The organism is Natronobeatus ordinarius, assembly GCF_024362485.1.
In the GTDB taxonomy this organism is placed as follows: Archaea; Halobacteriota; Halobacteria; order Halobacteriales; family Natrialbaceae; genus Natronobeatus; species Natronobeatus ordinarius.
Genome location: NZ_CP101456.1, coordinates 3,902,399 through 3,924,772, shown reverse-complemented (window position 1 = coordinate 3,924,772; position 22,374 = coordinate 3,902,399). Strand labels below are relative to the sequence as shown.

General features: G+C 67.1%; 22 protein-coding genes. 12 read left to right on the top strand and 10 right to left on the bottom strand.

Translation table 11 applies throughout. The annotated features are described in order from the left end of the window. Positions 1-156: 156 nt before the first annotated feature. Positions 157-1,092: a D-2-hydroxyacid dehydrogenase gene (gene ddh, locus NMQ09_RS19715; protein WP_255192272.1), complete on the bottom strand. Its 936-nt coding sequence runs from the start codon at positions 1,090-1,092 to the stop codon at positions 157-159. Positions 1,093-1,263: 171 nt separating this feature from the next. Then, positions 1,264-2,550, bottom strand: a complete 1,287-nt coding sequence (locus NMQ09_RS19710) for an eIF2B alpha/beta/delta subunit family protein (protein ID WP_255192271.1) — start codon at positions 2,548-2,550, stop codon at positions 1,264-1,266. 438 nt (positions 2,551-2,988) lie between these two features. Between NMQ09_RS19710 and NMQ09_RS19705 the strand changes: the two genes are divergently transcribed. The 6 genes from NMQ09_RS19705 (at position 2,989) to NMQ09_RS19680 (ending at position 8,404) form a co-directional block, all read left to right on the top strand. Next, the gene (locus NMQ09_RS19705; RefSeq protein WP_255192270.1) at positions 2,989-3,579 is read left to right on the top strand and encodes a helix-turn-helix domain-containing protein; all 591 of its coding nucleotides are present in this window, start codon (positions 2,989-2,991) and stop codon (positions 3,577-3,579) included. A gap of 45 nt (positions 3,580-3,624) precedes the next feature. Then, complete coding sequence (locus tag NMQ09_RS19700) at positions 3,625-4,068, top strand: magnetosome magnetite crystal formation protein family (RefSeq protein ID WP_255192269.1); 444 nt, start codon at positions 3,625-3,627, stop codon at positions 4,066-4,068. Positions 4,069-4,075: 7 nt separating this feature from the next. Next, the gene (locus NMQ09_RS19695) at positions 4,076-4,942 is read left to right on the top strand and encodes a magnetosome magnetite crystal formation protein family (RefSeq protein ID WP_255192268.1); all 867 of its coding nucleotides are present in this window, start codon (positions 4,076-4,078) and stop codon (positions 4,940-4,942) included. A gap of 138 nt (positions 4,943-5,080) precedes the next feature. Further along, positions 5,081-5,839 (top strand): coenzyme F420-0:L-glutamate ligase, encoded by a 759-nt coding sequence (locus NMQ09_RS19690; protein WP_255192267.1) that lies wholly within the window; start codon positions 5,081-5,083, stop codon positions 5,837-5,839. Further along, the gene (locus tag NMQ09_RS19685) at positions 5,836-6,831 is read left to right on the top strand and encodes a 5,10-methylenetetrahydromethanopterin reductase (RefSeq protein WP_255192266.1); all 996 of its coding nucleotides are present in this window, start codon (positions 5,836-5,838) and stop codon (positions 6,829-6,831) included. The genes NMQ09_RS19690 and NMQ09_RS19685 overlap by 4 nt, the downstream gene beginning before the upstream one ends. 238 nt (positions 6,832-7,069) lie before the next feature. Beyond that, positions 7,070-8,404, top strand: a complete 1,335-nt coding sequence (locus NMQ09_RS19680) for a tRNA pseudouridine(54/55) synthase Pus10 (protein WP_255192265.1) — start codon at positions 7,070-7,072, stop codon at positions 8,402-8,404. Position 8,405: 1 nt separating this feature from the next. Here the strand turns inward: NMQ09_RS19680 and NMQ09_RS19675 are convergent, their stop codons facing one another. Genes NMQ09_RS19675 through NMQ09_RS19665 form a run of 3 tightly spaced genes read right to left on the bottom strand, consistent with a single transcriptional unit; the run spans position 8,406 to position 10,897 of the window. After that, on the bottom strand, positions 8,406-9,119 hold the full coding sequence (locus NMQ09_RS19675; protein WP_255192264.1) for an ABC transporter ATP-binding protein: 714 nt from the start codon (positions 9,117-9,119) through the stop codon (positions 8,406-8,408). Between the two features lie 3 nt (positions 9,120-9,122). Next, positions 9,123-9,926 (bottom strand): ABC transporter permease, encoded by an 804-nt coding sequence (locus NMQ09_RS19670; RefSeq protein WP_255192263.1) that lies wholly within the window; start codon positions 9,924-9,926, stop codon positions 9,123-9,125. After that, positions 9,926-10,897, bottom strand: coding sequence for an aliphatic sulfonate ABC transporter substrate-binding protein (locus NMQ09_RS19665; RefSeq protein ID WP_255192262.1), 972 nt, complete (start codon positions 10,895-10,897; stop codon positions 9,926-9,928). The genes NMQ09_RS19670 and NMQ09_RS19665 overlap by 1 nt, the downstream gene beginning before the upstream one ends. 340 nt (positions 10,898-11,237) lie before the next feature. Here NMQ09_RS19665 and rnhB point away from each other — a divergent pair, with 340 nt between their 5' ends. Next, on the top strand, positions 11,238-11,897 hold the full coding sequence (gene rnhB / locus NMQ09_RS19660) for a ribonuclease HII (RefSeq protein WP_255192261.1): 660 nt from the start codon (positions 11,238-11,240) through the stop codon (positions 11,895-11,897). A gap of 39 nt (positions 11,898-11,936) precedes the next feature. Here rnhB and NMQ09_RS19655 read toward each other — a convergent pair whose 3' ends face one another. Both NMQ09_RS19655 and secF read right to left on the bottom strand, forming a co-directional pair. Further along, a complete protein-coding gene (locus tag NMQ09_RS19655) occupies positions 11,937-13,568 on the bottom strand; it encodes a preprotein translocase subunit SecD (protein WP_255192260.1) in 1,632 nt (543 codons plus the stop codon). Further along, positions 13,565-14,443: a protein translocase subunit SecF gene (gene secF, locus NMQ09_RS19650; protein WP_255192259.1), complete on the bottom strand. Its 879-nt coding sequence runs from the start codon at positions 14,441-14,443 to the stop codon at positions 13,565-13,567. The genes NMQ09_RS19655 and secF overlap by 4 nt, the downstream gene beginning before the upstream one ends. 114 nt (positions 14,444-14,557) lie before the next feature. Here secF and NMQ09_RS19645 point away from each other — a divergent pair, with 114 nt between their 5' ends. The 4 genes from NMQ09_RS19645 (at position 14,558) to NMQ09_RS19630 (ending at position 16,863) form a co-directional block, all read left to right on the top strand. After that, positions 14,558-14,899, top strand: a complete 342-nt coding sequence (locus tag NMQ09_RS19645) for a DUF7968 family protein (protein ID WP_255192258.1) — start codon at positions 14,558-14,560, stop codon at positions 14,897-14,899. A gap of 171 nt (positions 14,900-15,070) precedes the next feature. Next, complete coding sequence (locus NMQ09_RS19640) at positions 15,071-15,649, top strand: DUF6789 family protein (RefSeq protein ID WP_255192257.1); 579 nt, start codon at positions 15,071-15,073, stop codon at positions 15,647-15,649. Positions 15,650-15,784: 135 nt separating this feature from the next. Further along, a complete protein-coding gene (locus tag NMQ09_RS19635) occupies positions 15,785-16,570 on the top strand; it encodes an ABC transporter permease (protein ID WP_255192256.1) in 786 nt (261 codons plus the stop codon). A gap of 122 nt (positions 16,571-16,692) precedes the next feature. Further along, on the top strand, positions 16,693-16,863 hold the full coding sequence (locus NMQ09_RS19630; protein ID WP_255192255.1) for a hypothetical protein: 171 nt from the start codon (positions 16,693-16,695) through the stop codon (positions 16,861-16,863). Between the two features lie 30 nt (positions 16,864-16,893). Here NMQ09_RS19630 and NMQ09_RS19625 read toward each other — a convergent pair whose 3' ends face one another. Next, the gene (locus tag NMQ09_RS19625; protein WP_255192254.1) at positions 16,894-17,976 is read right to left on the bottom strand and encodes a glutamate-cysteine ligase family protein; all 1,083 of its coding nucleotides are present in this window, start codon (positions 17,974-17,976) and stop codon (positions 16,894-16,896) included. A 252-nt stretch (positions 17,977-18,228) separates the two neighbouring features. On the opposite strand from NMQ09_RS19625, the gene NMQ09_RS19620 reads away from it, so the two are divergent. After that, positions 18,229-19,740 (top strand): amidase, encoded by a 1,512-nt coding sequence (locus NMQ09_RS19620; protein WP_255192253.1) that lies wholly within the window; start codon positions 18,229-18,231, stop codon positions 19,738-19,740. Positions 19,741-19,761: 21 nt separating this feature from the next. Here NMQ09_RS19620 and NMQ09_RS19615 read toward each other — a convergent pair whose 3' ends face one another. Together NMQ09_RS19615 and NMQ09_RS19610 are read right to left on the bottom strand one after the other, a co-directional pair. Beyond that, positions 19,762-20,760 (bottom strand): DUF7972 family membrane protein, encoded by a 999-nt coding sequence (locus tag NMQ09_RS19615; RefSeq protein ID WP_255192252.1) that lies wholly within the window; start codon positions 20,758-20,760, stop codon positions 19,762-19,764. A 77-nt stretch (positions 20,761-20,837) separates the two neighbouring features. Next, positions 20,838-22,313: a PQQ-binding-like beta-propeller repeat protein gene (locus NMQ09_RS19610; RefSeq protein WP_255192251.1), complete on the bottom strand. Its 1,476-nt coding sequence runs from the start codon at positions 22,311-22,313 to the stop codon at positions 20,838-20,840. Positions 22,314-22,374 lie beyond the last annotated feature (61 nt).

Genomic DNA, 22,374 nt, shown 5'->3' with positions numbered 1-22,374 from the left:
TGAGCCGTGCGGACGGCACTGCGGGATTCGAATCAGGGAGGTCGCGCGCAGCGAAGCGAGCACGTCCGACCGTGGTTCAAATCCGCCCGAGCCCACGTTGCTGTCGCGAACAACTCGTAACCGAGAGCAACGTCGCAATCGGCAGCGACGGGAACGTCAGACGACGCGGTTGTACAGCGCCGTCCCGGACCCGAGTCGCTCGACGTTCTCGCGGACGATCCCGCCGACGTCGCGGAAGTAGTCGCGGGTGTAGGCCGCACAGTGGGGGGTGACGATCACCTCCTCCATCCCCCACAGCGGCGACGACTCGGGGAGCGGTTCGGTCTCGAAGACGTCGAGAGCGGCCCCGGCGAGAGCGTCCCGCTCGAGGGCGTCGATCAGCGCCCCCTCGTCGACGACGGGGCCTCGAGCGACGTTCACGACGTAGGCGTCGTCGCGCATCGCGGCGAACTCCTCGGGACCGAACAGGCCGCGGGTCTCGTCGGTCAGCGGTACCGTGATCACGACGAAGTCGGCGTCGGCGATCGCCTCGTGGAGGTCCTCGACGGCGTACACCTCGTCGAAGCCGGGGACGGGTTCCGCCGAGCGCCGAACGCCGACGGTTCGAACGCCGAGCGAGCCGACGACCTCGGCGACGCCGCTCCCGAGCGTCCCGGTGCCGACGACGCAGGCCGTGCTTCCAGGCAGGGTGAACGCCTCGTCCCACGCGGGGCGTTCCCAGGTCCGGTCGGCCTGGTTCTCGACGTAGCGGTGCAGTCGCCGGGAGAACGCGAGCAGGTAGCCCGCGACGGTCTCGCCGACCGTCCGGTCGTGGATCCCCGTGCTGTTCGTGAGGACGACGCCCCGCTCGGCGAACGTCTCTTCCGGAAACCGGTCGACGCCCGCCTGGATCGAGTGGACCCACTCGAGGTCACAAAAGGCCTCGCGGTGTGCGAGGGTGACGACGGCGTCGCAGTCGCCGATCCGCTCGTCGTCGATCACGCGCACGTCGAACGGCAGGTCGGACAGCTCTGTCACGAGTCGCTCCGGCGGAAACACCGGTTCGACCGATTCGTGGACACCCAGTCGCGACAGCTCGAGTGTAGGTGACATACCGACCGGTACGAACGAGGGGAGATTCAATCTTCGCACGAAGGTGGGCGGCTCGGGTGAAAAGCGTCGTCACACGGGGCTCGGTGGGGGTAACTTTTCGTCATGGCCGCCCCACGCGATTTAGGGCCGGTGGGCCTTTCCGTCTGTCGCTTCAGTTCCACCGCCGTCGATTCAGCCCCACCCCTCGAGTCCCCGCAACTCCGCGGCCACCCCCTCGAGTTCCACACTCGAGCGCGTCCCGCGTTCGGTGACGATTCCCGTCAGGCAGTCGGCAGGGGTCACGTCGAACGTCGGGTTTAGCACGTCGAGTGTCGCGTCGCCCTCGTAGACGGCGTTTCTCGAACCGGACTCGAGGTTGATCGACTCGCGCGTCGAGGTCTTGTCCGTGGCGGCCACGGCGTACACCGGCACGCCCTCTCGGGCGGCGGCGATCGCCAGCGCTCGCGTCCCGGTCTTGTTCACGACGCGACCGTCGGGCAGGACGGTGTCGGCCCCGACGAGCACGCAGTCGACCCGCTCCCGCGAGAGGACGTGCGCCGCCGCCGCGTCGGTGTGCAGCGTCACCGGCACCGCCGTCGACAGCGCCTCGGCGACGTCGACGCCCTCACACCGCGGCCGCGACTCGGCGACGAACACGCGCGAGGGGTCGCCAGCCCGGAGCGCCTCGAGCACCGTTCCCGACCGCGAGAGCGTCAGCACCGCGCCCTCGACGTACTCGCTCGCGTTCGCCGCCGCGCGTTCATCGGCCTCGAGGGCGCGGTCGATTCCCGCGATCGTCGACTCGAGCACCGCAGTCGCGTTTCGCACCTCTGTACTCGCCATCGCCCGGTTCACCCGGTTTCTGAGGACGGCCATCGCGGGCCGGGCCTCGAGCAGCCGCCGGGCGAGCGCCGTGAGTTCGTCCCACTCCTCGGCGGGATCTGTACCATCGACCTCGCGCTCGTGGACGAGCAGTCCCGCCCGGTCGCGCAGGACCTCGAGTGCGCGAATCGAGAGGGCAGCCGCGCCGTGCTCGTCGTCGGCGGCGATCGAGCGGACGGTGGGGGCGACGCGCTCGTAGGCCTCCCACAGCTTCGGTACCGTCTCGCGGTCGCCGGTGAGGATCGCCGTCGGCGCGATCCACTCGGCGTCGTCGTGTTCCGCGCTCAGTTCGACGTCGCGGCGCTCACAGTCGAAGAGGTACGGGTGGACGACCCACTCGCGGCCGAGGTCGGGGTCTTCGAACCGGATCGGGTGGGCGGAGCGGACCAGCGAGACCGCCTCCTCGAGTCCCGTCTCCTCGGCGATTTCGGCCCGGACCTGGGCGTCGGGGTCGCCCTCGGCGAAGCCCGAAACGGCGCCCCAGGCACCCTGATACGTGCCGACGTCGTCGCTTCGCCTGCACAGTAACACCTCGCCACGGCTCCGGAGGAACGCCGTGACGACGTGGCTCGTCTCGTACTCGTCGGTTCCGGTCATACGCGTCCGGAGGCGGGCTCGAGGGGAATCGCTTTCGACCTTGCTGGCAAATTCTTCGCACGTCTTCGCTCAACCGCTCAGCAGTGGCGGTGGCGACCTGACGACCGCCGCGTTCGCCGTCGTGAGGAACGTTGCGATGGTCGAGTCAGGGTGGGGGGAGATCGCCTCGGCGTTTGGCCACCGGGATCGAGCTTGAACTGCGCTCATGGATCGTGTTCACTGACACCACTACCGTTTCGCCAGCTCGAACTGACCGGCGGTGGTGAACACCGATCCGGAGCTTCATTTTCCAGAAATCGTGAGTTTCATGGCCTTCTACCACGGATTCTCAGCTCGTGAAAATGGAGGAGCACCCGTTTCGAGGCCGTGAAACCATGGTTCGTGCGCTCGAAATCGCTGCCCTGTTTTAATCACTCCCGTCAACGATGTGGTGATACCGTGTCCGTGATTCCGCCCTGGATCGACGAACGAATCGATCGGAACCTCGATAACACGCTCACACAGGAGCACGTCGTCGAGACGATGCTCGAGTCCGACCGTCCGTTCTTTTCGATCCGCCAACTGCACGCGCGGATCAAGCCCGACGTCAGCAGGGCAACCGTCCGCAATCGGCTGCGTGAACTCCAGGAGATCGACGTCGTCGCGACCGAAACGTATCCCGACTCGATCACGCTGTACTACATCAACCACCCGGAGTCGAAATGGCCGCTCTCACCCGAGGGTAAACGTGCGCTGAACGCAGCCACCCCGCTGGATCGGCTCTCCACCCGCGGATTCCTCACGCTCTCGGACACGGCTGGGATCCGCACCCTCGTGCTCGCTGGCTTCCAGTTGAGCCTGGTACTGTTCGCACTCGGTGGCGTGCTCACGATCGTCGGTGCCGACGCCAGCGGAACCCAGAGCGATATCGTTCTCTGGGACACCGCGTTTGATCTCCTGTTCGTGAGTCTGGCGTTGCTCGTTGCAGAACGGACAGCCCGATGGGTTCGCGACAGATACGGCCCGTTGAACCTCCTTCCCTCGACGTAACCGAGTGACAACACACCCTGTGCCCACACGTACTACCGCATATCCATGACAGCCACACCCACTTCAGCCGGACCCGAACTGCTCGACGAACGCTCTATCGGTGGCATCCTCGTCCACCTGCTCGGACTGGTTACCGGATTTCTCGGACCGATCGTCGTCTACGTCGTTTCGGACCACGAGTTCACGCGGACGAACGCCCGTCACGTCATCAACTGGCATGTCACCGTCTTCGCGCTCTGGATTGTCACCTTCGTGACGTTCTTCCTCGGTGCCGACGAGATCACCGTGGGAGGAGAGCCAACCGAGGTCTCCCTGCTTCCAGCACCGCTCGATACGGTGTTCGCGATCGTTGGTATCCTTCTCCTGATCGTTCTGATGGTCGCCATACTGCTCACGTTCGTGTACACTATCGTCGCGACGGTGAAGGCGATCTTCGGATCGATCTGGGCGTATCCCGGCTCGATCGAGGTCGTCGAGCGATACCGGTAGAGCAACCATGTCTCCCAAACACACCCACGGTTCGTCGACGACCGAGGGGCCGACGCTCCTCGAGGAGCGATCGATCGGTGGTATCTTCGTCCACCTCGTTGCGATTCCGACCGGTGCCATCGGTGCCGGACTGGTGTATCTCCTCTCGACCAACGAGTTCACCAGACGAAACGCCCGCAACGCGCTCGATTGGCACCTCACCGTGCTGGCGGTGACCGTGGTCACGTTCGGTTCGCTGTTCACCTACGCCGAGCTGACGGGTCAGGGGGTTACCGGCGTTGTCGTCCTTTCTCCCCCAGTCACCACTGTCACCGTTAGTGTGATCTCTGCGCTGCTGTTTCTGTGGATGCTCGTGCCGTTGTGGACGTTCGTCGTCGGATGCATCGCGATGGGGAAAGCGACGTTCGGAACCGCGTGGCGCTATCCGCTAGCGCCCGCAGTCGTCGATCGATTCGCTTCCCGCGTTTCGCTTCCCGGCGGCTGGCTGCTCCCGATCAGTGGGTACGTTGTAGTCACACCCCTCACTATCGGGACTGCCTTCTTCGGCCCGCGAGCGGGGGTCGCGTTCATCGGAACGGTGTTCGGCGTGATTGGCCTGACCCTGGTGGTAACTCCGTTGGCAGTCGTTGCGATGTATCTCCACGGCGAGCGCACCCGCCCAGCGGACGCGACGTGGCAGCCACCGATCGTCGCGTACATCGGCGCTCCGACCGTCGTTGCCGTTGCTGGATACGTGCTCTCGAGGACGGCCACCGACTCGATCAATCCGGCCGGAGATGCAACGTACGTCTTCTTCGCTGCGTTCTGGATCTCTTCTGTCGTGTATCTTATTCGCTGGTGGACGAACGAACGACCGAAAGAGTTGGCTATCTAGTATACTACGCTCCTCGATCGGATAAGAGGTCGGTTTGAAACCGTTATCAGGACCCTATCCTTTCTGTACCATCACGTTCGTAGCGGCGTTCGTCTCCGGTGACGGTGGCCTTTTTAGCTCGCTTCTCGACCACCCGGTATGGAACTCCACGCAGTGGCGGACGTACCGGAGATCCGTCCCGGCGACGACCTCGCGGGCCTCGTCGCCGAGCGGTTCGACCTCGAGTCCGGCGACGTCCTGACGATCGCGAGCACGGTCGTCTCGAAAGCCGAGGGGCGAGCGGCCGACCTCGCGGACTTCCCCGCGAGCCCGCGAGCCCGGGAGATCGCCGGCCGTCTCGAGGAGCTGACGGGTGAGGAGAAAGACCCCCGGTTCGCCCAGGCCGTGCTCGAGGAGAGTACCGAGGTGTTGATGGAAGCGCCGTTCTTGCTCACCGAGAGTCGGTTCGGGCACGTCTCCGTCAACGCGGGAATCGATCGCTCGAACGTGCCGGATCACGACCTCCTGTTGCTCCCGAAGAACCCGACGGCGAGTGCCGAACGCATCCGCGCAGGCCTGCCCACCGACGTGCCCGTGATCGTCACCGACACCTGTGGTCGGCCGTTCCGTCACGGCCAGCGCGGCGTCGCGCTCGGCTGGGCGGGAATGCCCGCGAGTCGCGACTGGCGCGGCGAGCGCGACCGCGACGGCCGGGAACTCGGCGTGACGGTCCAGTCGATCGTCGACGAACTCGCCGCGGCCGCGAACCTCGTCACCGGCGAGGGGGCCGACGGGACGCCCGCGGTCGTCGTTCGCGGCTGGGAGTTCGGCGATCTCGAGGGGAGCAACGAGCTGTTCCGCGAGGTCGAGACCGACTTCGTTCGCCAGGCCCTGCGAGGGTGGAGCTACGAGCCATGACGGGGATCACGCGGGCGATCGAACTCACGCCCGAACACTCACTCGAGCGAATCGCCGACCTGGCCGCGCTCGCGGAGACCGAGGGGTTCGACGCCGCGTTCTCGAGTAGCCACTACTTCAACCGCGATCCGTTCGTCGCGCTCTCGCGGATGGCCGACGCCACCGACGAACTCCGGCTGGGGCCGGGCGTCGTCAACCCCTACGACTCCCACCCCGTCAGCCTCGCCGGCCGCGCGGCGACGATCGACGAGGTGAGCGGCGGTCGGGGACTGTTCGGAATCGGTCCCGGCGACCGCTCGACGCTCGCGAACCTCGGGATCGAGCACGACCGGCCCCTCCGGCGCGTCCTCGAGAGTTTCGACGTCGCGCGAAAACTCTGGGCGGGCGAGACGGTCACCCACGAGGGGACGTTCATCGCTCGAGACGCCTCGCTCAACCTCGAGCCCCGCGAGATTCCGGTCTACGTCGGCGCCCAGGGCCCGCACATGATCCGGATGAGCGCGAAACACGCCGACGGGGCACTGATCAACGCTGCGCATCCGGCGGACCTCGAGTGGGCCGCTGAACAGGTGGAAATCGGCCTCGCGGAACGGCCCGACGAGTACGGCGAGTTCGAGGCACTCGCCTTTGCCAGTGTGAGCGTCGCGGCCGACGCCGACGAGGCCCGGGAGGCCGCTCGCCCGCCGGTGGCGTTCATCGCTGGCGGTGCAGCCGAGCCGGTCCTCGAGCGTCACGGTATCGACCGCGAGGCCGCGAGCGCGGTGAGCGAGGCCTTAGAGCGCGGCGAGCTTGGCGAGGCGTTCGGTCACGTCACCCCCGAGATGATCGACGCCTTCTGCGTCGCCGGAACCACCGACGAGGTCGCCGAGCGATTCGCCGCAATCTCCGAGCACGTCGACGGAATCGTCGTCGGATCGCCCCTCGGGCCGGACTTAGAGGACGCCGTGGTGCGGGCGGGCGAGGCGCTGGATCGCGTCTACAGTGGCCATTGAACAGAGTACTCGTTGAAACGAGTTACTGATGAGTACGCGGGCGAGTGCGGTCCAGGCTGAGTATAACACCAAACATATCGGCCCTCACAGACAATCGAGGCAGAAGCCCACGACTTCAGTCGTGGGTTGATGACGACGGGACCCACGTGTCGTGGACTGACCGTGAGTTCCGGCAGCGAAAAGCGACGCTCACCGCGAAGGGAAAGGGTGTTACCCCCGGCGCGCCGACTCACGGGACATGACGCTCACGGAGGACGTCCGCGCACTCCTGGAAACGGGGCCAGTTTGTGACTCGTGTCTCGGTCGCCCCTTCGCGGACCGGAGTTTCGGGCTGACGAACGCCGAACGGGGACGAGCACTCCGGACGGCTCTCGCCCTCGAGGACGACGAGCCGTTCGAATCGGTCGCGGAAGCCGACTGCTGGGTCTGTGAGGGCTACTGCGGGACGTTCGACGCGCTGGCCGACGTCGTCGTCGCCGAACTCGATGGAATCGACTTCGAGACCTACCAGCTCGGCTCGCGGGTGCCGCCGCTGTGTGAGGAGAACGAGCGCCTGCTGCGCGAGGACGCGGGGCTCGACCCCGACGTCGGCGAATCGCTCAAGCGCGAGGTCAACCGCGAGGTCGGCCGACGCGTCGGCGCGAAAACGGGTGCCGACGTGGAGTTCGAGCGACCGGACGTCCTCGTGATCATCGACCTCGAGGCGTTCGACCCCCTCGAGGCACTCGAGGAGGTCACCGTGACGAGCCACGCGGTCGACGTTCAGGTCAACCCGGCGTTCGTCTACGGCCGCTACCGCAAGCTCGAGCGCGACGTCCCCCAGACCGAGTGGCCCTGCCGCGAGTGTGGCGGTAGTGGCGTCCAGCTCGGCGACGGGGGCGAAGAACCCTGTACATACTGCGACGGGACGGGGTACATGTACGAGACGAGCGTCGAGCAAACCGTCAGACCGCACGTCGTCGAGGCGATGGACGGCCGCGAAGGGAAATTCCACGGTGCCGGCCGCGAGGACGTCGACGCCCGCATGCTCGGGGAGGGCAGGCCGTTCGTCCTCGAGGTGAAACAGCCGCGAGAGCGCAGCCCCGACGTCGAGGCGCTCGAAGAGCAGATCAACGCAGCCGCCGACGGCGCGGTCGAAGTCGAGGGGCTCCGGCTGGCGACCTACGAGATGGTCGAACGCGTCAAAGAACACGACGCGAGCAAGCACTACCGCGCGGACGTCGAATTCGCCGAGCCGGTCGACGAGGCGACGTTCGCGGCGGCCCTCGAGGCCCTCGACGGGACGACCGTCGAACAGTACACACCCCAGCGCGTCGACCACCGTCGAGCGAACCTCACTCGCGAGCGCACGGTGTACGGAATCGGGGGGGAACTGCTCGAGCCCACCCGTGCGGAGGTCCGCGTCCACGGCGAGGGCGGCCTCTACATCAAGGAGCTGGTAAGTGGCGACGACGGTCGGACGGAGCCGAGCCTCGCCGGGCTGCTCGAGACGGGCGCCGAGGTGACGGCGCTCGACGTGACCGGCGTCGAGGGCGAGGCCGAGCCGTTCGAACGCGAGGCATATTTCAGGTAGCTCAGCGCCCGAGCGCAGCGGTGATCCGGTCGCGGACGCCGAGCAGCCGCTCGTCGGTTCGTTCGCGCGGTCGGTCGACGTCGACGTCGATCTCGTCGACGACCGTGCCGGGCTGGCCGCCGAGGGCGACGACGCGATCGGCGAGAAACGCCGCTTCCTCGATATCGTGGGTGACGAGGACGATCGTCGCCTCGACGTCCCGCCAGATCTCGAGGACGAATTCTTGCTGTTCGACCTTCGTCAGCGCGTCCAGCGCGCTGAACGGCTCGTCCAGCAAGAGTACCGCGGGCTCGTAGGCCAGCCCCCGGGCAAGTGCAACCCGCTGGGCCATCCCGCCGGAGAGCTCGCCGGGAAGCGCGGTTTCGAAGCCCGCGAGGCCGACGCGCTCGAGGAGGGCGTCGATGCGCTCGTCGGGCGGGCTCCCCTCAGAGGCGAGGCGAACGTTCTCGCGGACGGACGCCCACGGGAGCAGCCGCGGGTTCTGGAAGACGACGCCGACGTCGTCGCTGCCGCCGTTTCCGACCGCCCGCTCGTCGACGGTCACCGTTCCGTCGAAGTCTGGCTCGAGGCCCGCGAGCACCCGCAACAAGGTGCTCTTCCCACAGCCCGACGGGCCGACGACGGCGACGAACTCGCCGGGCGTGGCCGCGAAGTCGACGTCGGTCAGCGCGACCGTCTCGTCGTAGCGTTTGGTCAGATTTCGAGTTTCGAGCATGGGTCACCGCCAGTAGACGACGCGTCGCTGGATCGCCTTCACGCCGAGGTCAGAGAGGTTGCCCAAGAAGGCGAACAGGAGGATCGAGCCGATGATGATGTCGGGGCGAGAGAGGACGCGCCCGTCGCTCAGCAAAAATCCGATCCCCTGGCTCGCCGCGATGAGTTCGGCCGCCACGACGAACATCCACGCGAGGCCGACGCCCCCGCGGATCCCGACCAGCAGGCTCGGGAGGGCGGCCGGAAACACGACCCGCCGGAGCGCCTCGAGTCGGCCGACGTCGTAGACCTCGACGACCTCGAGCAGCTCGTCGTCGACGTCGCGGATGCCGGTCGAGAGGCTGAGGTAGACCGGGAAGAACGCGCCGAGGGCGATGAGTGCGACCTTCGAGCCCTCGCCGATGCCGAACCAGAGCAAGAAGAGGGGCACCCACGCGAGCGAGGGGATGTTCTTCATGCTCTGGAGCAGCGGGTCGAACAGGTCACTGACCAGCCCGAACAGTCCCGTCGCCGTGCCGAAGACGATCCCCACGATCACGCCGAGGAGGACGCCGAGGGCCACCCGCCTGACGGTGATGGACACGTGGCCCCAGAGCTCGCCGCTGGCCGCCATCCCATATAGTGTGCCGGCGACCGCGAGCGGTTCGGGGAGCTGGTGTGGGGCGAAGACCCCCACGGTAACGAGGACGTGCCAGACGACGACGAGGATCGCCGGCACGACCAGCCCGAGGAGCCACCGGAATCGGTCGATCGACGGCAGCGATTCGCCGTCGAGCCACCGTCGATTCGGTTCGTCGACCGTCGCCATCACTCGATCACCGGCTGTGCCGTCTCGGCGTCGATCAGTTCGTCGATGCTCGTTTCGAGGTCGACCGCCTCGTCGACCATCCCCTCGCGCTGGAGGATCGGCGCGAGGTCCGTGAGCAGGTTGCGGTGTTCTTCACCCGGGACCGGATTCGAGAGGTCGGTTCGGTCGACGAAGACGCGTTCGGCGACCGGTCCGGACAGCTCCGACTCGGCGGCGAGGATGCCGGCGGTCGCTTCGGGGTTGTCGATGGCCCACGTCCGCCCGCGCTCGTACGTCTCGAGCACCCGCTCGACGTCCTCGGGGTGGTCTTCGAGGAACCCCTCGAGCACGTTGAGGAAGCCATACGTGTTGAAGCCGGGGCGACGGAAGAACAGGTCGACGTCGTGTTCGAGCTCGAGTTCCGCCATGTGGGGGTCGAGGCCGGCCCACGCGTCGACGTCACCCTGAACGAGCGCGGACTGCCCCTCCGGATGCTGGAGGTGGACGACCTCGGCGTCGTCCTCGCTCAACCCGGCTTCCTCGAGCGCCTGCAGCAGGAAGAAGTACGGGTCGGTTCCGCGCGTCGCGGCGACCGACGTCCCCCCGAGGTCGGCGACCGACTCGATCCCGGTGTCGCTCTTCGCGACGAGGGCGGTCCACTCGGGCTTCGAATAGATGTAGGGCGTCCGGATGGGGACACCGTTCGACCGGGCCATCAGGGCCGCGATGCCGGCCGTCGAGGCGAACTCGGCCTCCCCGCTCTGGGAGTACTCGTTCGCCTCGTTGCTCCCGAGGCTCAACAGCCACTCGACCTCGACGTCGTCGGCTTCGAACGCCTCCTCGAGCCAGCCGTGCTCGCGTATCACGAGGCTCACGGGGTTGTAGTAGGCCCAGTCGAGCGTGATCGTCCGCGTCGCCGATCCGGTGCAGCCGGCGACGAACGGCGCTGTGATCGTCGTGCCGGCCGCCCCGAGGAACGTGCGTCGGTTCATGTCGTTTCGACCGAGGCGCCGCCCTGCCTAAGTAATATTCCTACTGGGAATTCTAATCCAGGTCTATGATGTTTTGAGGTAATATTCCGGTCGGGGTGCGAGCGCAGTCGCCCGGAACCGGCCGACGAGAGCGGTGAGAGCCAGCTGGCCGCTCATTTTCCCTGCGTCCGAAACGCCGGCCAGTAGTACCGGTATCGAAGACTCAGCTCCGAGCCCGAACGTGTTGCTTCCGCCGTGAGGGTCGGCGTGAGCGTCGCTCGAGTCGAGCGCGGACGGGTCGCGATGACTGCGGTGGCCGCGGAGAGCAAGGATTTTGCTCCCGGCCGGACCACTCGAGTGCATGGTCAGGTTCGGCGTCGACGAGGCCGGCAAGGGGCCCGTGTTCGGCTCGATGTTCGCGGCGGCGGTCTGCGTCGAGGAGCGAGGGCACCTGCCCGACGGGATCGCCGACTCAAAGCGACTGGCGCCGGCGCGACGGGAGGCGCTCGCCGCGACGTTACGCGGGGACGACCGTATCCGGGTCGGCGTCGCCGAGATCCCCGTCGACGTCATCGACGACCCGGCGACCGACATGAACACGCTCGCGGTGGAGGCCCACGCCGCGGCGATCGACGACGCGATCGGCGACGCCGGGATCGGATCCGCAATCGAGGGACTCTGTGACGCCTGTGACACCGACGCCGGACGGTTTGCCAGGCGGGTCGCCGACGCCTGCGAGACGGCGGTCGCACTCGAGGCCCGCCACGGCGCCGACGACGAGTCGCCGATCGTCGGCGCGGCGAGCATCGTCGCGAAGGTCGAGCGCGACGCCCACGTCGCCGCGCTCGCCGCCGACTATGGCGAGGTGGGCAGCGGCTATCCGAGCGATCCACGAACGCGAGGGTTCCTCGAGGAGTACGTCGACGAACACGGCTCCCTGCCACCGTTCGCCCGGGAGTCGTGGTCGACGTGTGCGGACGTGCTGGCGGCGGCGAGCCAGACAGGACTGGATCAGTTCTGAGCGGGAAAACGGGGAGCGGTGGACGAGCACCGCCTTCGATTACTTGTCGTCGGTCAGCAGGTACCGCAGGATGTCACCGTAGGCGGGTCGGGTGACGAGCACGCCGACGAGCACGCCGAGGATGGTGATGATGGCGAAGCCGCGGAGGTCACCGAGGCTGAGCACCGCCAGTGGCGAGAGGGCGACGATCGTCGTCGCGGCGGCGGCGCCGATGACCCAGAACGCCTTCCGGAACCGCGAGTCGAAGACGCGTTGCTGGCTGACGTCTCCCTCCGACATCACCTCGTCGGCGATGATGATGAGGTCGTCCACCCCCGTTCCGATGACGGCGATGAAGCCAGCGATGTGTGAGAGGTCCAGTGGCATCCGGATCAGGGCGGCGAAGCCGAGCAGGATGACGACCTCCGCGAGGGCCGTGACGATCATCGGCGCGGCGACGCGCACGTCGGAGTAGCGCAGGTAGACCATCCCGCTGACGCTGAGCACCGAGAGGAGCCCGATGAACAGCGAGTAGGTCTTGAACTGGTCGGCGAGCGCCGGCGAGACCATGAACGTGTCGTCCCGGTCGAAGTCGAGTTCTGCGGGGAGCGCACCGGCGCGCAGGTTCACCGACAGCGACTGGGCCTCCTGCTGGCTCTGAGCACCCATGATGAACGTCGGGCTGTCTGCCCACTGGCCGCTTCGGAGGTTCTCGGCGAGGCTCGGGGCCACGCTGTGGGCGTCGACGGGTTCGCCGTCGACAACCGTGACCATACAGTAGTTCGGCGGATCCCTGTCGAAGTCGATCTCACCGGTCACCTGATCGGTAACGTCACAGTTTCCGACACCCTCGGTGGTGAATCCCATCTCGTTCATCGCCTCCTGGAACCCCGGTGCCGCCTCCGACGTGATGGACACCGGGACGTGGTGACCGCGCTCGCTGTCGAAGGTGGCCGGATCGATGTTCTGGAAGTCGCCCTGCTCGAGCACCGTCTCGTTGACCTGTTCGCCGTTCTCTGGATAGTGGGCGACGACTTCGACGGCGCCGCGGTGGCTGAGCAGTTCGCGGAGCTCGCTCGGCGTCATGTCGGGTGCTTCGACGACGATGTAGTAGTCGTCCCCGAGCATCGCCTGCTGAGTCGCCTGGCCGCCCGCGAGTCCGGCCTCGTTGATCCGCGTCTCGATGGTCCGGACGATCTCCTCGCGGGTCTGGTCGGTGACGCCGTCACGGATGTCGTCTGCCTCGACCTCGACGCCGGCTTCCTGGAGTGCGGCCGCGAACTCGCTTCGATCGACCTCGCTCGAGAACACTTCGGCGTGAACCGCCTGGTCGCCCTCGTGATAGTCGACGCGGGCGTCGGCCCCGGAGAGCTCGAGTTCCTCGAGGAGCGTCGTTTCGATCGCTCTGAGACGATCGGTGTCGATCGTCCCCTCATCCTCGTTGACGGCACCCGCGTCGATGTTTTCGGCCGTCATGCCGACGACGGGGGCACTGATTCGCGTCCCGCCGTCGAGCCCGAGGCCGTACTGGAGGTTGGTCGGATCGCCGTCGTCGATCGTCTCGTTCCCTCCGGCCAGGCTGTCGTCGGCCATGATCCCGCCCGGAACGAACAACGCGAAGACGGCGGCGGCGACGAAGAGCACGAGCAGGATGATTCGCCAGTAAGTCCTGACGAAGCCGCGCTCGCTCATCGTTTCACCCCCTCGAACTTGTACCATCGAAGCAGGCTGAGGTTCAACATGTACGTGTTCATTAGATCAGCGGCGAGCCCCACGAAGAGGATGAGTCCGATCGCCGTCAGCAGTTCGATACCGAAGGCGTAGGCGGAGATGGCCATCACGAGCATGGCGACCATCGACGTCACCGTCATCGTGACGCCGGTGCGCATCGCCCGATATGTACTCTCGTAGAAGCCGCCGCTCTGTCTGAGAATGTGGTTGTTGAGCAGGATGTCCGAGTCGACGGAGTACCCGATGAGCAACAACAGCGCGGCGACCGTCCCGAGCGTGAGCTCGATGCCGGCGAGGTTCATGAACGCCAGCGGGATCATGATGTCCGAGAACGCCGAGGCGACGATCGCGATCGACGGGACGAACGTCCGAAAGAGCAAGAACGCGATGACGCTCATGCCGACGAACGCGACTGAAACCCCGAGCAGCGCCGTCTGCTGTGCCTGGGCGCCGAAACTCGCCGACGTCGAGGAGACCTGCTGGATGACGTCGGCGTCACCGGCCGGCTCGAGGTTCGCCTCGGCCTGTTCGCTCAGCCACTCCTGGTCCGTCGAGGTGAACTGAACGATGTACTGGTCGTCTTCTACCTGCACGCTCTGGATGCTCGAGGGTTCTTCCTCGAACGCCGCTGGAATCTCCTCTCGGTCGGTCGACGTCTCGACGACTATCTCGGTGCCACCGGCGAAGTCCATCCCGGCGTTTACTGGCGTTCCGTACGCCACGAACCAGACGCCCAGGATCGCGAGCGCGACGGCGAGGACCGCGAGCGGAACCGCCGCAAGCTGGCGGTTACTGTACCGGGTGTAGTCGATCTCCGGTACGTCGAAATACCCCATATGTCCGAGCAGTGGGAGTCGACGAAAGTAAGCCTTCTCAATTCCTGACGGTCGGCTGGCGATTGAAATCTGGCGCGGCGAACCCCCTTTGTCGCTCGAGGCCCTACACTGGTTATGGCATCCACATCGGAGCGGTCGACCGGCGGTCCGGCGACGTGCGTCGTGGTCTCCTACCCGGAGGATCTCTCGAACTGGGGCCGGTTCCAGGTCGAGAAACCCTCGTTCCAGGCGTACCTTCGCAAGACTCGAGACCGGGCCCGTGAGGGTGACGTCTGGGAGGAGTTCGTCGGCGTCGGCTGCTGTGGGAGTACGCTGGACGTCCCGCTGCGGGTCGAACGTGTCGAGGGTGGATCACGAATCGACGACGGAACCGAGTTCGAGTACGACGTCCGTGAGGCCTGTGGCATCCAGGGAAGCTGGCGCGTCCAGAGCGCCGGTGGCCCCAACCGGGCCTGAGGATCGTCGCCTGCCTCACTCGAGCACGGCCGTTCTCACCGACCGACGCTGACAGTTACGCACCGACCGACGCTGACAGTTACGCACCGACCGACGCTGACAGTTACGCACCGTCCGACGCTGACAGTTACGGCCTATTACTTAACCCCGCGTCCGTCGTGTATCGAAACTATGCTCGGCCGACTCAGGCAGCGCGTGATCGACCTCGAGGGAGCGGAGCCAGCGTCACCGGAACCAGCGGCGAGGACACAGGAGCGATCGCGACTCGCTCACATCGCGTACGCGAGCGCCCGGGGGCTCCAGGCAGGGTTCATTGCGACGCTCATCATGACGGCGTTTCGGCTGCCAATCATGCGGTCGCTGCCGCCGTCGGCGAACTTCTGGGCGCGGTACGTCACCGGCGGTGATCCGGAGGACCACCCGTTCGCTGGACTCGGTTTGCACCTGCTCTACGGAACGAGCGCGGGTGCGGTCTTCGGCGGCCTGTTCGCCCTGCTGGACGCCGAACGAGCCATCGAACCTGAACAGCGGGGGCTCGTCTGGGGATCGGTGTACGGCATGGGACTGTCAGCCTTTGGCTCCCAGATTATGCTGCAGGAGTTGCTCGACGTGCGGCTCGATCCGGACGAGCTCGCGCTGTTTCACGCCGCGCACCTCGTCTACGGGCTCGCCCTCGGCGCGTGGGTCGGGTCGCGAACCGAGGGCGTCGAAGACCCCGAAGAAGAGTACGAGTACGACGAGGGGAACTGAACCACGCTCGAGTCGGCGGCCTCGGCGAGTGCTACTAGACTCATCGGGCCAGTTGTCAAGTTTTCCTAGCCGTATTACGTCGACTCGAGTTCGATCATAACAAGCCGTAAACGTCGGCGACCAGCACGTCCGGACATGGAACTGGGGCTCGTCGCCGGCGTCGTCGTGATCGGGTTCGTCCACGGCGTCCTGCCGGACCACGGCTGGCCGATCGCGGCGACCTACGCGCTCAATCGGTCGCGGCGGTGGTTCTACGGCACCCTCGCGGCGCTGATCCTCGGGATCGGCCACCTGGTCAGCAGCGTCGCCCTCGTCCTCGCGTACTTCTGGTTCAGCCGTTTCGCCGCGTTCGCGGAGGGGCCGTGGCTCAGATACGTCGCTGGCACCCTGTTGATCGCCCTCGGCATCCACGAGTACCGAAACGGTGGCCACGGGCACCTCCACGAGGGTGATGCAGACGACGAGCACGACCACCATCACCACGGCGACGGGCACGACCACCATCACCACGGCGACGACCACCACCACGGCCACGAACACGCGGCTCACACGGATGGCTCCGGCCGAGGGCTCCTCGCTCGAGTCCGCGCTGCCCTCCCCGGCGGCGGTCACCGACATCTCGAGGAAGCACACGCCGAACGTGGCCTCTTCGCGCTCGGGACGACCGCCCTGCTACTGGGGTTCGCCCACGAGGAGCCGATCCAGATCCTGGCGATCTGCGTCGGGACGGCCTACTGCCTCGAGTTGATGCTGCTGTACTCGGTGGCGGTGATCGTCGCGATCCTCGCACCGACGCTGCTGTTGATCGCGGGCTACGAGCGCCACCGCGAAACCGTCGAGCGGTACACGCCGTACCTGCCGACGATCACGGCGGTGGTCCTGATCGGCATGGGGCTGGCGTTCATAACCGGGGTGCTGTGAGCACCGGTTGCCGGTCGGCGCGTTCTCCGTCGAACACGCGATTGCCTGCCATTGCGCTAAGCACGTCGAGCGTGGAGCCGTTACCGATGACGGGGTCCGATGCACACACCCGGCGGAGAGTCGTGAAACTGACGGGAGCGGTCGCGGCGACCGCGCTCGTCGCGGGCTGTGGCGGTCCAGGAGAGGAAGACGAGGACCTTCCAGCCGAAGAGGAGACGGGGAACGGACAGGACGTAGACGACGAGGAGGTACTGAGCGTCCAGCGTGACGCCGTCGACGCCGAGACCGCCTGATTCGACCGCTCGGCCCCACGGTTCCGAGCGTTACGCTTCTACCGTCCGGAGCAGGGAGTCGACGTCCCGGACGAGGTGGTCTGCGTACTCCCGGCGCAGTTCGCAGGCGTCGGCCGGCCCGACGCGCTCGCGGCCGCCGATTCGCGCCGAGATCGGGTCGTAGTCGGCCACCGAAAAGCCCATTCGATCGAGGTAGTCCCGCACGTTCTGTGAGGTGAGCCCGTCGACCATCGCCTCTTCGGCCAGGTCGCAGACGACGTCGAACTCGGGGAGGGTGATTCCGTCCTCGGTCACCGATCCCCGCTCGCCGCCGACGTCCACGTTGGTGTGGTGGAGCGTCTCCATCACGGTTCCGAGGTCGTCGACGAGCCGGAGGATCTCGCTCGGGAGGGTGGCGTCGGGCGAGCGCCACTCGACGGTCGGGAACTCCTGGCGGAGCCTGATCGGCGTCCAGACGACGTCGTCGGGGGTGAACTCTTCCTCGACGACTTCGGGGTCGATCCCCTCGGCCACCGCCGCCGCTTTGAACTCCTCGAAGCGGCGCTCGAGGCGGCGACGCCACTGGCCGACGTTCTCGGCGTACTCCCAGAGCTGGCCGTGTTTGGGGAAGTGCTCGTAGCACTTCCGCCGGTAGATGTACGACCGGGCGCTGCTGGCGATCGGCTGTCCCTGGAAGTACGGCGAGGAGTTACAGCACGCCAGCGCCGGGTCGAGTGCGATGAGCGTGTTCAGCTGATCGACCACGTTTCGTTTCTCGACGTGGACGTGCGTGCCGGCGCAGTACTTGGCGTAGCCGAAGTTCTCCCCGAGGACGCGCTCTTGAATGTCGCTTCGTTTCCCGGCGTGCTGGTCGATCGAGCCGCCGTTGATCGGCGTGCCGAACGGAACGAGCCCCTTCCCGGATCGCTCGGCCACAGCCAGCACGTCGGCGAGTTCGCCGACGAACGTTCGACCGAGTTCCTCGATCGTCTCGCAGGGCGGTGTCTTCAACTCGAGTAGCGGGTCGACGAACTCCGGTTCGACGTGCTCGGAGACGTCGAGGAGCGCCCCCGGTTCGGTGAGCCTCCCTGCCTCGTCGACGACCCAGTACTCTACTTCGATGCTGGTTTGCATGGGATAGTGCTGGCCCGCCCGGGTTCGGTACGCTGTCCGTCGCTGACGAAGCCTCGAGCGCTGCTGTGGAGGCGTCAATCGGGAGACGAAGCCGGGATCGGGACATCGCCTCGTACGGACGGTCTCCCGGTAGCCACCGCGCTTGCGTGCGCCGGCCGTACTTCGCCGTCGGCCGACGCCAACGTGTACGCGGTCGTGACGGTCAGGTTCGGCCGGAAACAGTCGTTTCAACCGCCGTCACGACTATCGAGTATGCCGATTCGACCGCCGACGGCGGACGATCTGCGAGCACTGGCCGACTCGCTGTACCTCGAGCTCACCGACGAGGAGGCTGCTGTCTTCAGCGAGCTGGCCCGCGAACGCGTCGAGGCCTACGAGACGGTCCGTTCGTACGACCTCGAGCCCAGGCTCGGGGGTCGCGAGCCCCGCGAACGAACCGGGGGGCGACGGCCACGGGACGACGAGGATCCCCACAACGCGTGGGTGACGAAGTGTCGCGTCGCGGGTGACGACGACGGGGACGGCGACCTCGAGGGCTGGGAGGTCGCGGTGAAGGACAACGTCTGCGTCGCCGGCGTGGAGATGACCTGTGGCTCGCAGGTCGTCGAGGGCTACGTCCCGACCGTCGACGCGACGGTCGTCACGCGCCTGCTCGCCGCCGGTGCGGACGTCGTCGGCAAGACGAACATGGACGACATGGCGATAACCACCTCGGGGTACAGCACGTTCGGGCCGATCAGGAACCCCCACGACCCCGAGCACACGGCCGGCGGCTCGAGCGGCGGCAGTGCGGTCGTCGTCGCCACCGGGGAGGTCGACGCCGCGATCGGCTCTGACCAGGGCGGCAGCGTCCGCATCCCTGCCGCGCTCTGTGGCGTCGTCGGCCACAAGCCGACCTACGAACTCGTCCCGTACACGGGTTGTGTCGGCTTAGAGCACGCCGTCGACCATCCGGGGCCGATGGGGCCGGACGTCGAGACCGTCGCCCGCGTCCTCTCGACCATCGCGGGCAGCAACGAACGCGACCTCCGGAGTCACGCGCCGGTGCCCGTCGAGCGCTACGAGGAGTGTCTCGACGGCGACGTCTCCGAACTGACGATCGGTATGCTGACGGAAGGCTTCGAGAAACCCGAAGCCGACGAGGGTGTGCTCGAGGCGGTTCGGAACTCGATCGACGCGCTCGCAGAACGTGGCGCGTCGATCGAGGAGGTGTCGGTGCCGATGCACGAAGACGCCGACGCGATCCACACGGTGTGTTCGGCCGAGGGGCTGCTCGACGCGATGATCGGTGAGGGGCTCGGCCACGGCTGGAAGGCGTGGTACAACACCTCCTGGGTCGACACCTTCGGGAAGTTTCGACGAGCGCAGGCCGACGACTTCCCGGCGCGGCTCAAGCTGTCGCTGCTGATGGGAAGCTACGCCAACAACGAGTACCACTCGCGGTACTACGCCGACGGGATGAACCTCGTCGTCGAGCTGACCGAGCGCTACGACGAGGCCCTCGAGCGCTGTGACCTGCTCGCGATGCCGACGACCGTCGTGACCGCGCCGAAGCTCGAGCCCGACCAGGACGAGTTCGACCGACTCCGGGAGACGGGCATCGTCGCCAACACGACCCCGTTCAACCGGACCGGCCACCCCGCGATCAGCACCCCCGCCGGCGCGGTCGACGGCCTCCCCGTCGGCCTCCAGCTCGTCGGGAGGCGCTTCGAGGACGCGACCGTCCTGAACGCGGCGGACGCGCTCGAGCGCGCTCGAGCGTGAGGTTTACAAACGGCGAGCGGGTCAGTCCCCGCTCGAGAACAGTGTGTAATCCTTCTCGGAGGCTGCGAAGGGCATGACGGTCGCGTTTCGCTGGGCCACCCACGACAGCCGGAGGACGAACGACGCCAGGATCGCGAGCGGCGCGAACGAGGCGATCATGGCGATCACCGTCGCGGCGACGATCGCGGCCACCGGGAGTTCCTCGATCGCCGCGAGATCGTACACCGCGAGCGTCGCCCCCGTGAACAGCTGTGCCGGGAGGCCGACGACCAAGAGCATCCTCGAGAGGAACGAGAGCTCCTTGGTGATGTAGACCGTCCGGAAGTACTTCCGGGCGACGTCGATGTGTAAGAGGAGTTCGCGAATCGACGCGAACAGTTCGCGCTGTTCGTCGGACAGCCGATCGTCGTAGCTCGTCTCGAGCCGGGCGAGGTCGTGTAGCTGTTCGGCCTGGGTCGTCCCGAGCGTCGCCGCGATCGCGCCGAAGATCTGCTCGTCCGCCGCGGGGGTGTCGAGCGCCCGCGTGACGGTGCGGACGTCGCCCCTGAGCGCGCCCACGAGTTCGTCGAGTTCCGCGGAGAGGTCGTCTTCGCCGGGGTTCGTGACCGTCTCGCGCAACGCCTGTGCCCGTGCGCCGAGGTTCTCGTGGAGCACCAGCAGGAACGATCCCGGCAGTACGGGGCTCACCGCCCGATCGATCGCGTCCTGGACCTGGTCACGGTACTCGACGGCGTTTCGCGTTCGCTGGGCTAAGTCCCCCGGCGAGCCGAGCTCCCGTGAGAAGACGACCTGGTTGATCGCGATGACGACCGAGATCAGCGTGAGGTTCCCGCCGAGGAAGGCGCTGAACAGGAGGTACAGCGGCTCGCCGGGCGCCCGCGGAAACAGGTTCACCGCGAGCAACCCGACCAGCACCAGCGCGATCGCGCCGAGGAACGCCCCCGCGACGACCAGCCGGTTCCCTTCGATCACCGCCCACCGGAACGCGGCGTGTCGTCGCTCGAACGACTGTTCGCTCATAGGCTCCGGTACGGACGCAGGGGCCCTGCCTCCGGCCACTGAACACGCAAGCGTCGTCGCGAGCGCGCCTGAGTTCGTCACTCGTCGGCTCGGCTCGCCGACGGTTCGCTCGAGCGAGCCGCTGCGTCGGTCGACGTCGGTCTGCCACGCCGAAGCCGCGACGCCGCGCCGACGAGCCCCGCGCCGACGCCGACGCCGACGGCGAACGTCGTTGCCCACCCGGGGAGCGACGGCGTCTCGAGCCCCCACCCGGATCCGTCTTCCGGCTCGTCTCCGCCGAGCTTGGCGAGCCAGGCGAGCGTGCTGTCGTCGGTCGTCTCCCCACCGACGAGGAGCCCCCCGTCGTCGGCGACGGTGAGGACGTGGCCACGGGTCCGTCGTCCCTCGCCGACCTCCTCGCTCCAGCGGGAGTCGCCATCGGCTCCGATCGAGTGCAGCCACGCCTCCCGTCCGTCCTCGGTCCCTCGAGCGCCGAGGAGGACGTAGCCGTCGCCGACCGCCAGGACGTCCTCGAGTTCGCTCGCGCCGTCGACGGCGACGGAACCACGCCACCGGACGTCGCCGTCAGCACCGTCGACGGCGACGAAGCCCACGTCACCGCGTTCCCGCAGACCGGCGACGAGAGCGGTTCCGTCGCCGGCGCCGATTCCGGTGAGACCGTCGCCATCGGTTTCGTCGTTCCAGATCGACTCGTACCAGACCGTTTCGCCGTCACCGCCGAGCCTGGCCACCCAGGACGTTTCCCCGGCGCTTCCCCTGGGTGAGCCGACGACGAGCACGTCGTCCGCAATGGACGTGACCGATCGGACGGTTCCGCGTTCCTCGTTGGGGTGGCGCCACCGCCACTCGACGTCGCCGTGGGCATCGAGTCCCATCGCGATCGGTGTGCTCCGAACGTGGCGGCCTTCGCTCACGTGCCCCCCAACCACGTACCCGTCTTCGACGCTGGCTACGTCCAGCAGCCGACCGCTCCCGCCGATCTCGCCGCTGTCGTCGGAACCGCCGTACGTCCCGCCGAACGAACGGTCCGTCTGGTACGTGAGTCGCCACTCGGCGGTCCCCTCGCCGTCGACGCGGACACAGTACGGATCGCCGTTCCTGGCGCCGGCTTCGGGAGCCTCCATCACGAAGTTCGTCGACCCGCAGACGAGCGCGCCGGACGCCTCGAACCCGGGTTCGCCGCCACGGTCGGCCGTCGCGGGTTCGACGGCGCGAAACCCAGCACCGTCGTCGAAGACGCGTTCCCACTGGTGTCGACCCGCATCGTCGACGGCGGTGAGCCAGCCGTGGGACGCGTCCCGCGTTATGACCTGACCGACCAGCAGGGCCCCGTCGTCGGTCGGGTAAACGTCGTACACGGTGGCCCTTCCGTGGTGGGGAGCGGCGGTCGAGGCGATCAGGTCACCGGGATCGTACGTTCGTGACCACGTTACCGGCGGCTTCTCGGTGAGGACGTCGGTGTCGGCGCTCGCGGTGCTCGTCCCGGCGAGCGTCGCCGCCGTCGCCGCCCCGACCGTTCGGAGGACCGTCCGTCTGGGGACCGATTCGGACATTACTGCAACAACGCGTGATCTGACACAAAGGGCTGTCGGTTTCGTGACACGGTTTCGACTC

Bases quoted from the DNA above. Each gene is read 5' to 3' on its own strand.
- ddh (WP_255192272.1), bottom strand. From the start codon at position 1,092: ATGTCACCTACACTCGAGCTGTCGCGACTGGGTGTCCACGAATCGGTC.
- NMQ09_RS19710 (WP_255192271.1), bottom strand. From the start codon at position 2,550: ATGACCGGAACCGACGAGTACGAGACGAGCCACGTCGTCACGGCGTTC.
- NMQ09_RS19700 (WP_255192269.1), top strand. From the start codon at position 3,625: ATGACAGCCACACCCACTTCAGCCGGACCCGAACTGCTCGACGAACGC.
- NMQ09_RS19695 (WP_255192268.1), top strand. From the start codon at position 4,076: ATGTCTCCCAAACACACCCACGGTTCGTCGACGACCGAGGGGCCGACG.
- NMQ09_RS19690 (WP_255192267.1), top strand. From the start codon at position 5,081: ATGGAACTCCACGCAGTGGCGGACGTACCGGAGATCCGTCCCGGCGAC.
- NMQ09_RS19685 (WP_255192266.1), top strand. From the start codon at position 5,836: ATGACGGGGATCACGCGGGCGATCGAACTCACGCCCGAACACTCACTC.
- NMQ09_RS19680 (WP_255192265.1), top strand. From the start codon at position 7,070: ATGACGCTCACGGAGGACGTCCGCGCACTCCTGGAAACGGGGCCAGTT.
- NMQ09_RS19675 (WP_255192264.1), bottom strand. From the start codon at position 9,119: ATGCTCGAAACTCGAAATCTGACCAAACGCTACGACGAGACGGTCGCG.
- NMQ09_RS19670 (WP_255192263.1), bottom strand. From the start codon at position 9,926: ATGGCGACGGTCGACGAACCGAATCGACGGTGGCTCGACGGCGAATCG.
- NMQ09_RS19665 (WP_255192262.1), bottom strand. From the start codon at position 10,897: ATGAACCGACGCACGTTCCTCGGGGCGGCCGGCACGACGATCACAGCG.
- rnhB (WP_255192261.1), top strand. From the start codon at position 11,238: ATGGTCAGGTTCGGCGTCGACGAGGCCGGCAAGGGGCCCGTGTTCGGC.
- NMQ09_RS19655 (WP_255192260.1), bottom strand. From the start codon at position 13,568: ATGAGCGAGCGCGGCTTCGTCAGGACTTACTGGCGAATCATCCTGCTC.
- secF (WP_255192259.1), bottom strand. From the start codon at position 14,443: ATGGGGTATTTCGACGTACCGGAGATCGACTACACCCGGTACAGTAAC.
- NMQ09_RS19645 (WP_255192258.1), top strand. From the start codon at position 14,558: ATGGCATCCACATCGGAGCGGTCGACCGGCGGTCCGGCGACGTGCGTC.
- NMQ09_RS19640 (WP_255192257.1), top strand. From the start codon at position 15,071: ATGCTCGGCCGACTCAGGCAGCGCGTGATCGACCTCGAGGGAGCGGAG.
- NMQ09_RS19635 (WP_255192256.1), top strand. From the start codon at position 15,785: ATGGAACTGGGGCTCGTCGCCGGCGTCGTCGTGATCGGGTTCGTCCAC.
- NMQ09_RS19625 (WP_255192254.1), bottom strand. From the start codon at position 17,976: ATGCAAACCAGCATCGAAGTAGAGTACTGGGTCGTCGACGAGGCAGGG.
- NMQ09_RS19620 (WP_255192253.1), top strand. From the start codon at position 18,229: ATGCCGATTCGACCGCCGACGGCGGACGATCTGCGAGCACTGGCCGAC.
- NMQ09_RS19615 (WP_255192252.1), bottom strand. From the start codon at position 20,760: ATGAGCGAACAGTCGTTCGAGCGACGACACGCCGCGTTCCGGTGGGCG.
- NMQ09_RS19610 (WP_255192251.1), bottom strand. From the start codon at position 22,313: ATGTCCGAATCGGTCCCCAGACGGACGGTCCTCCGAACGGTCGGGGCG.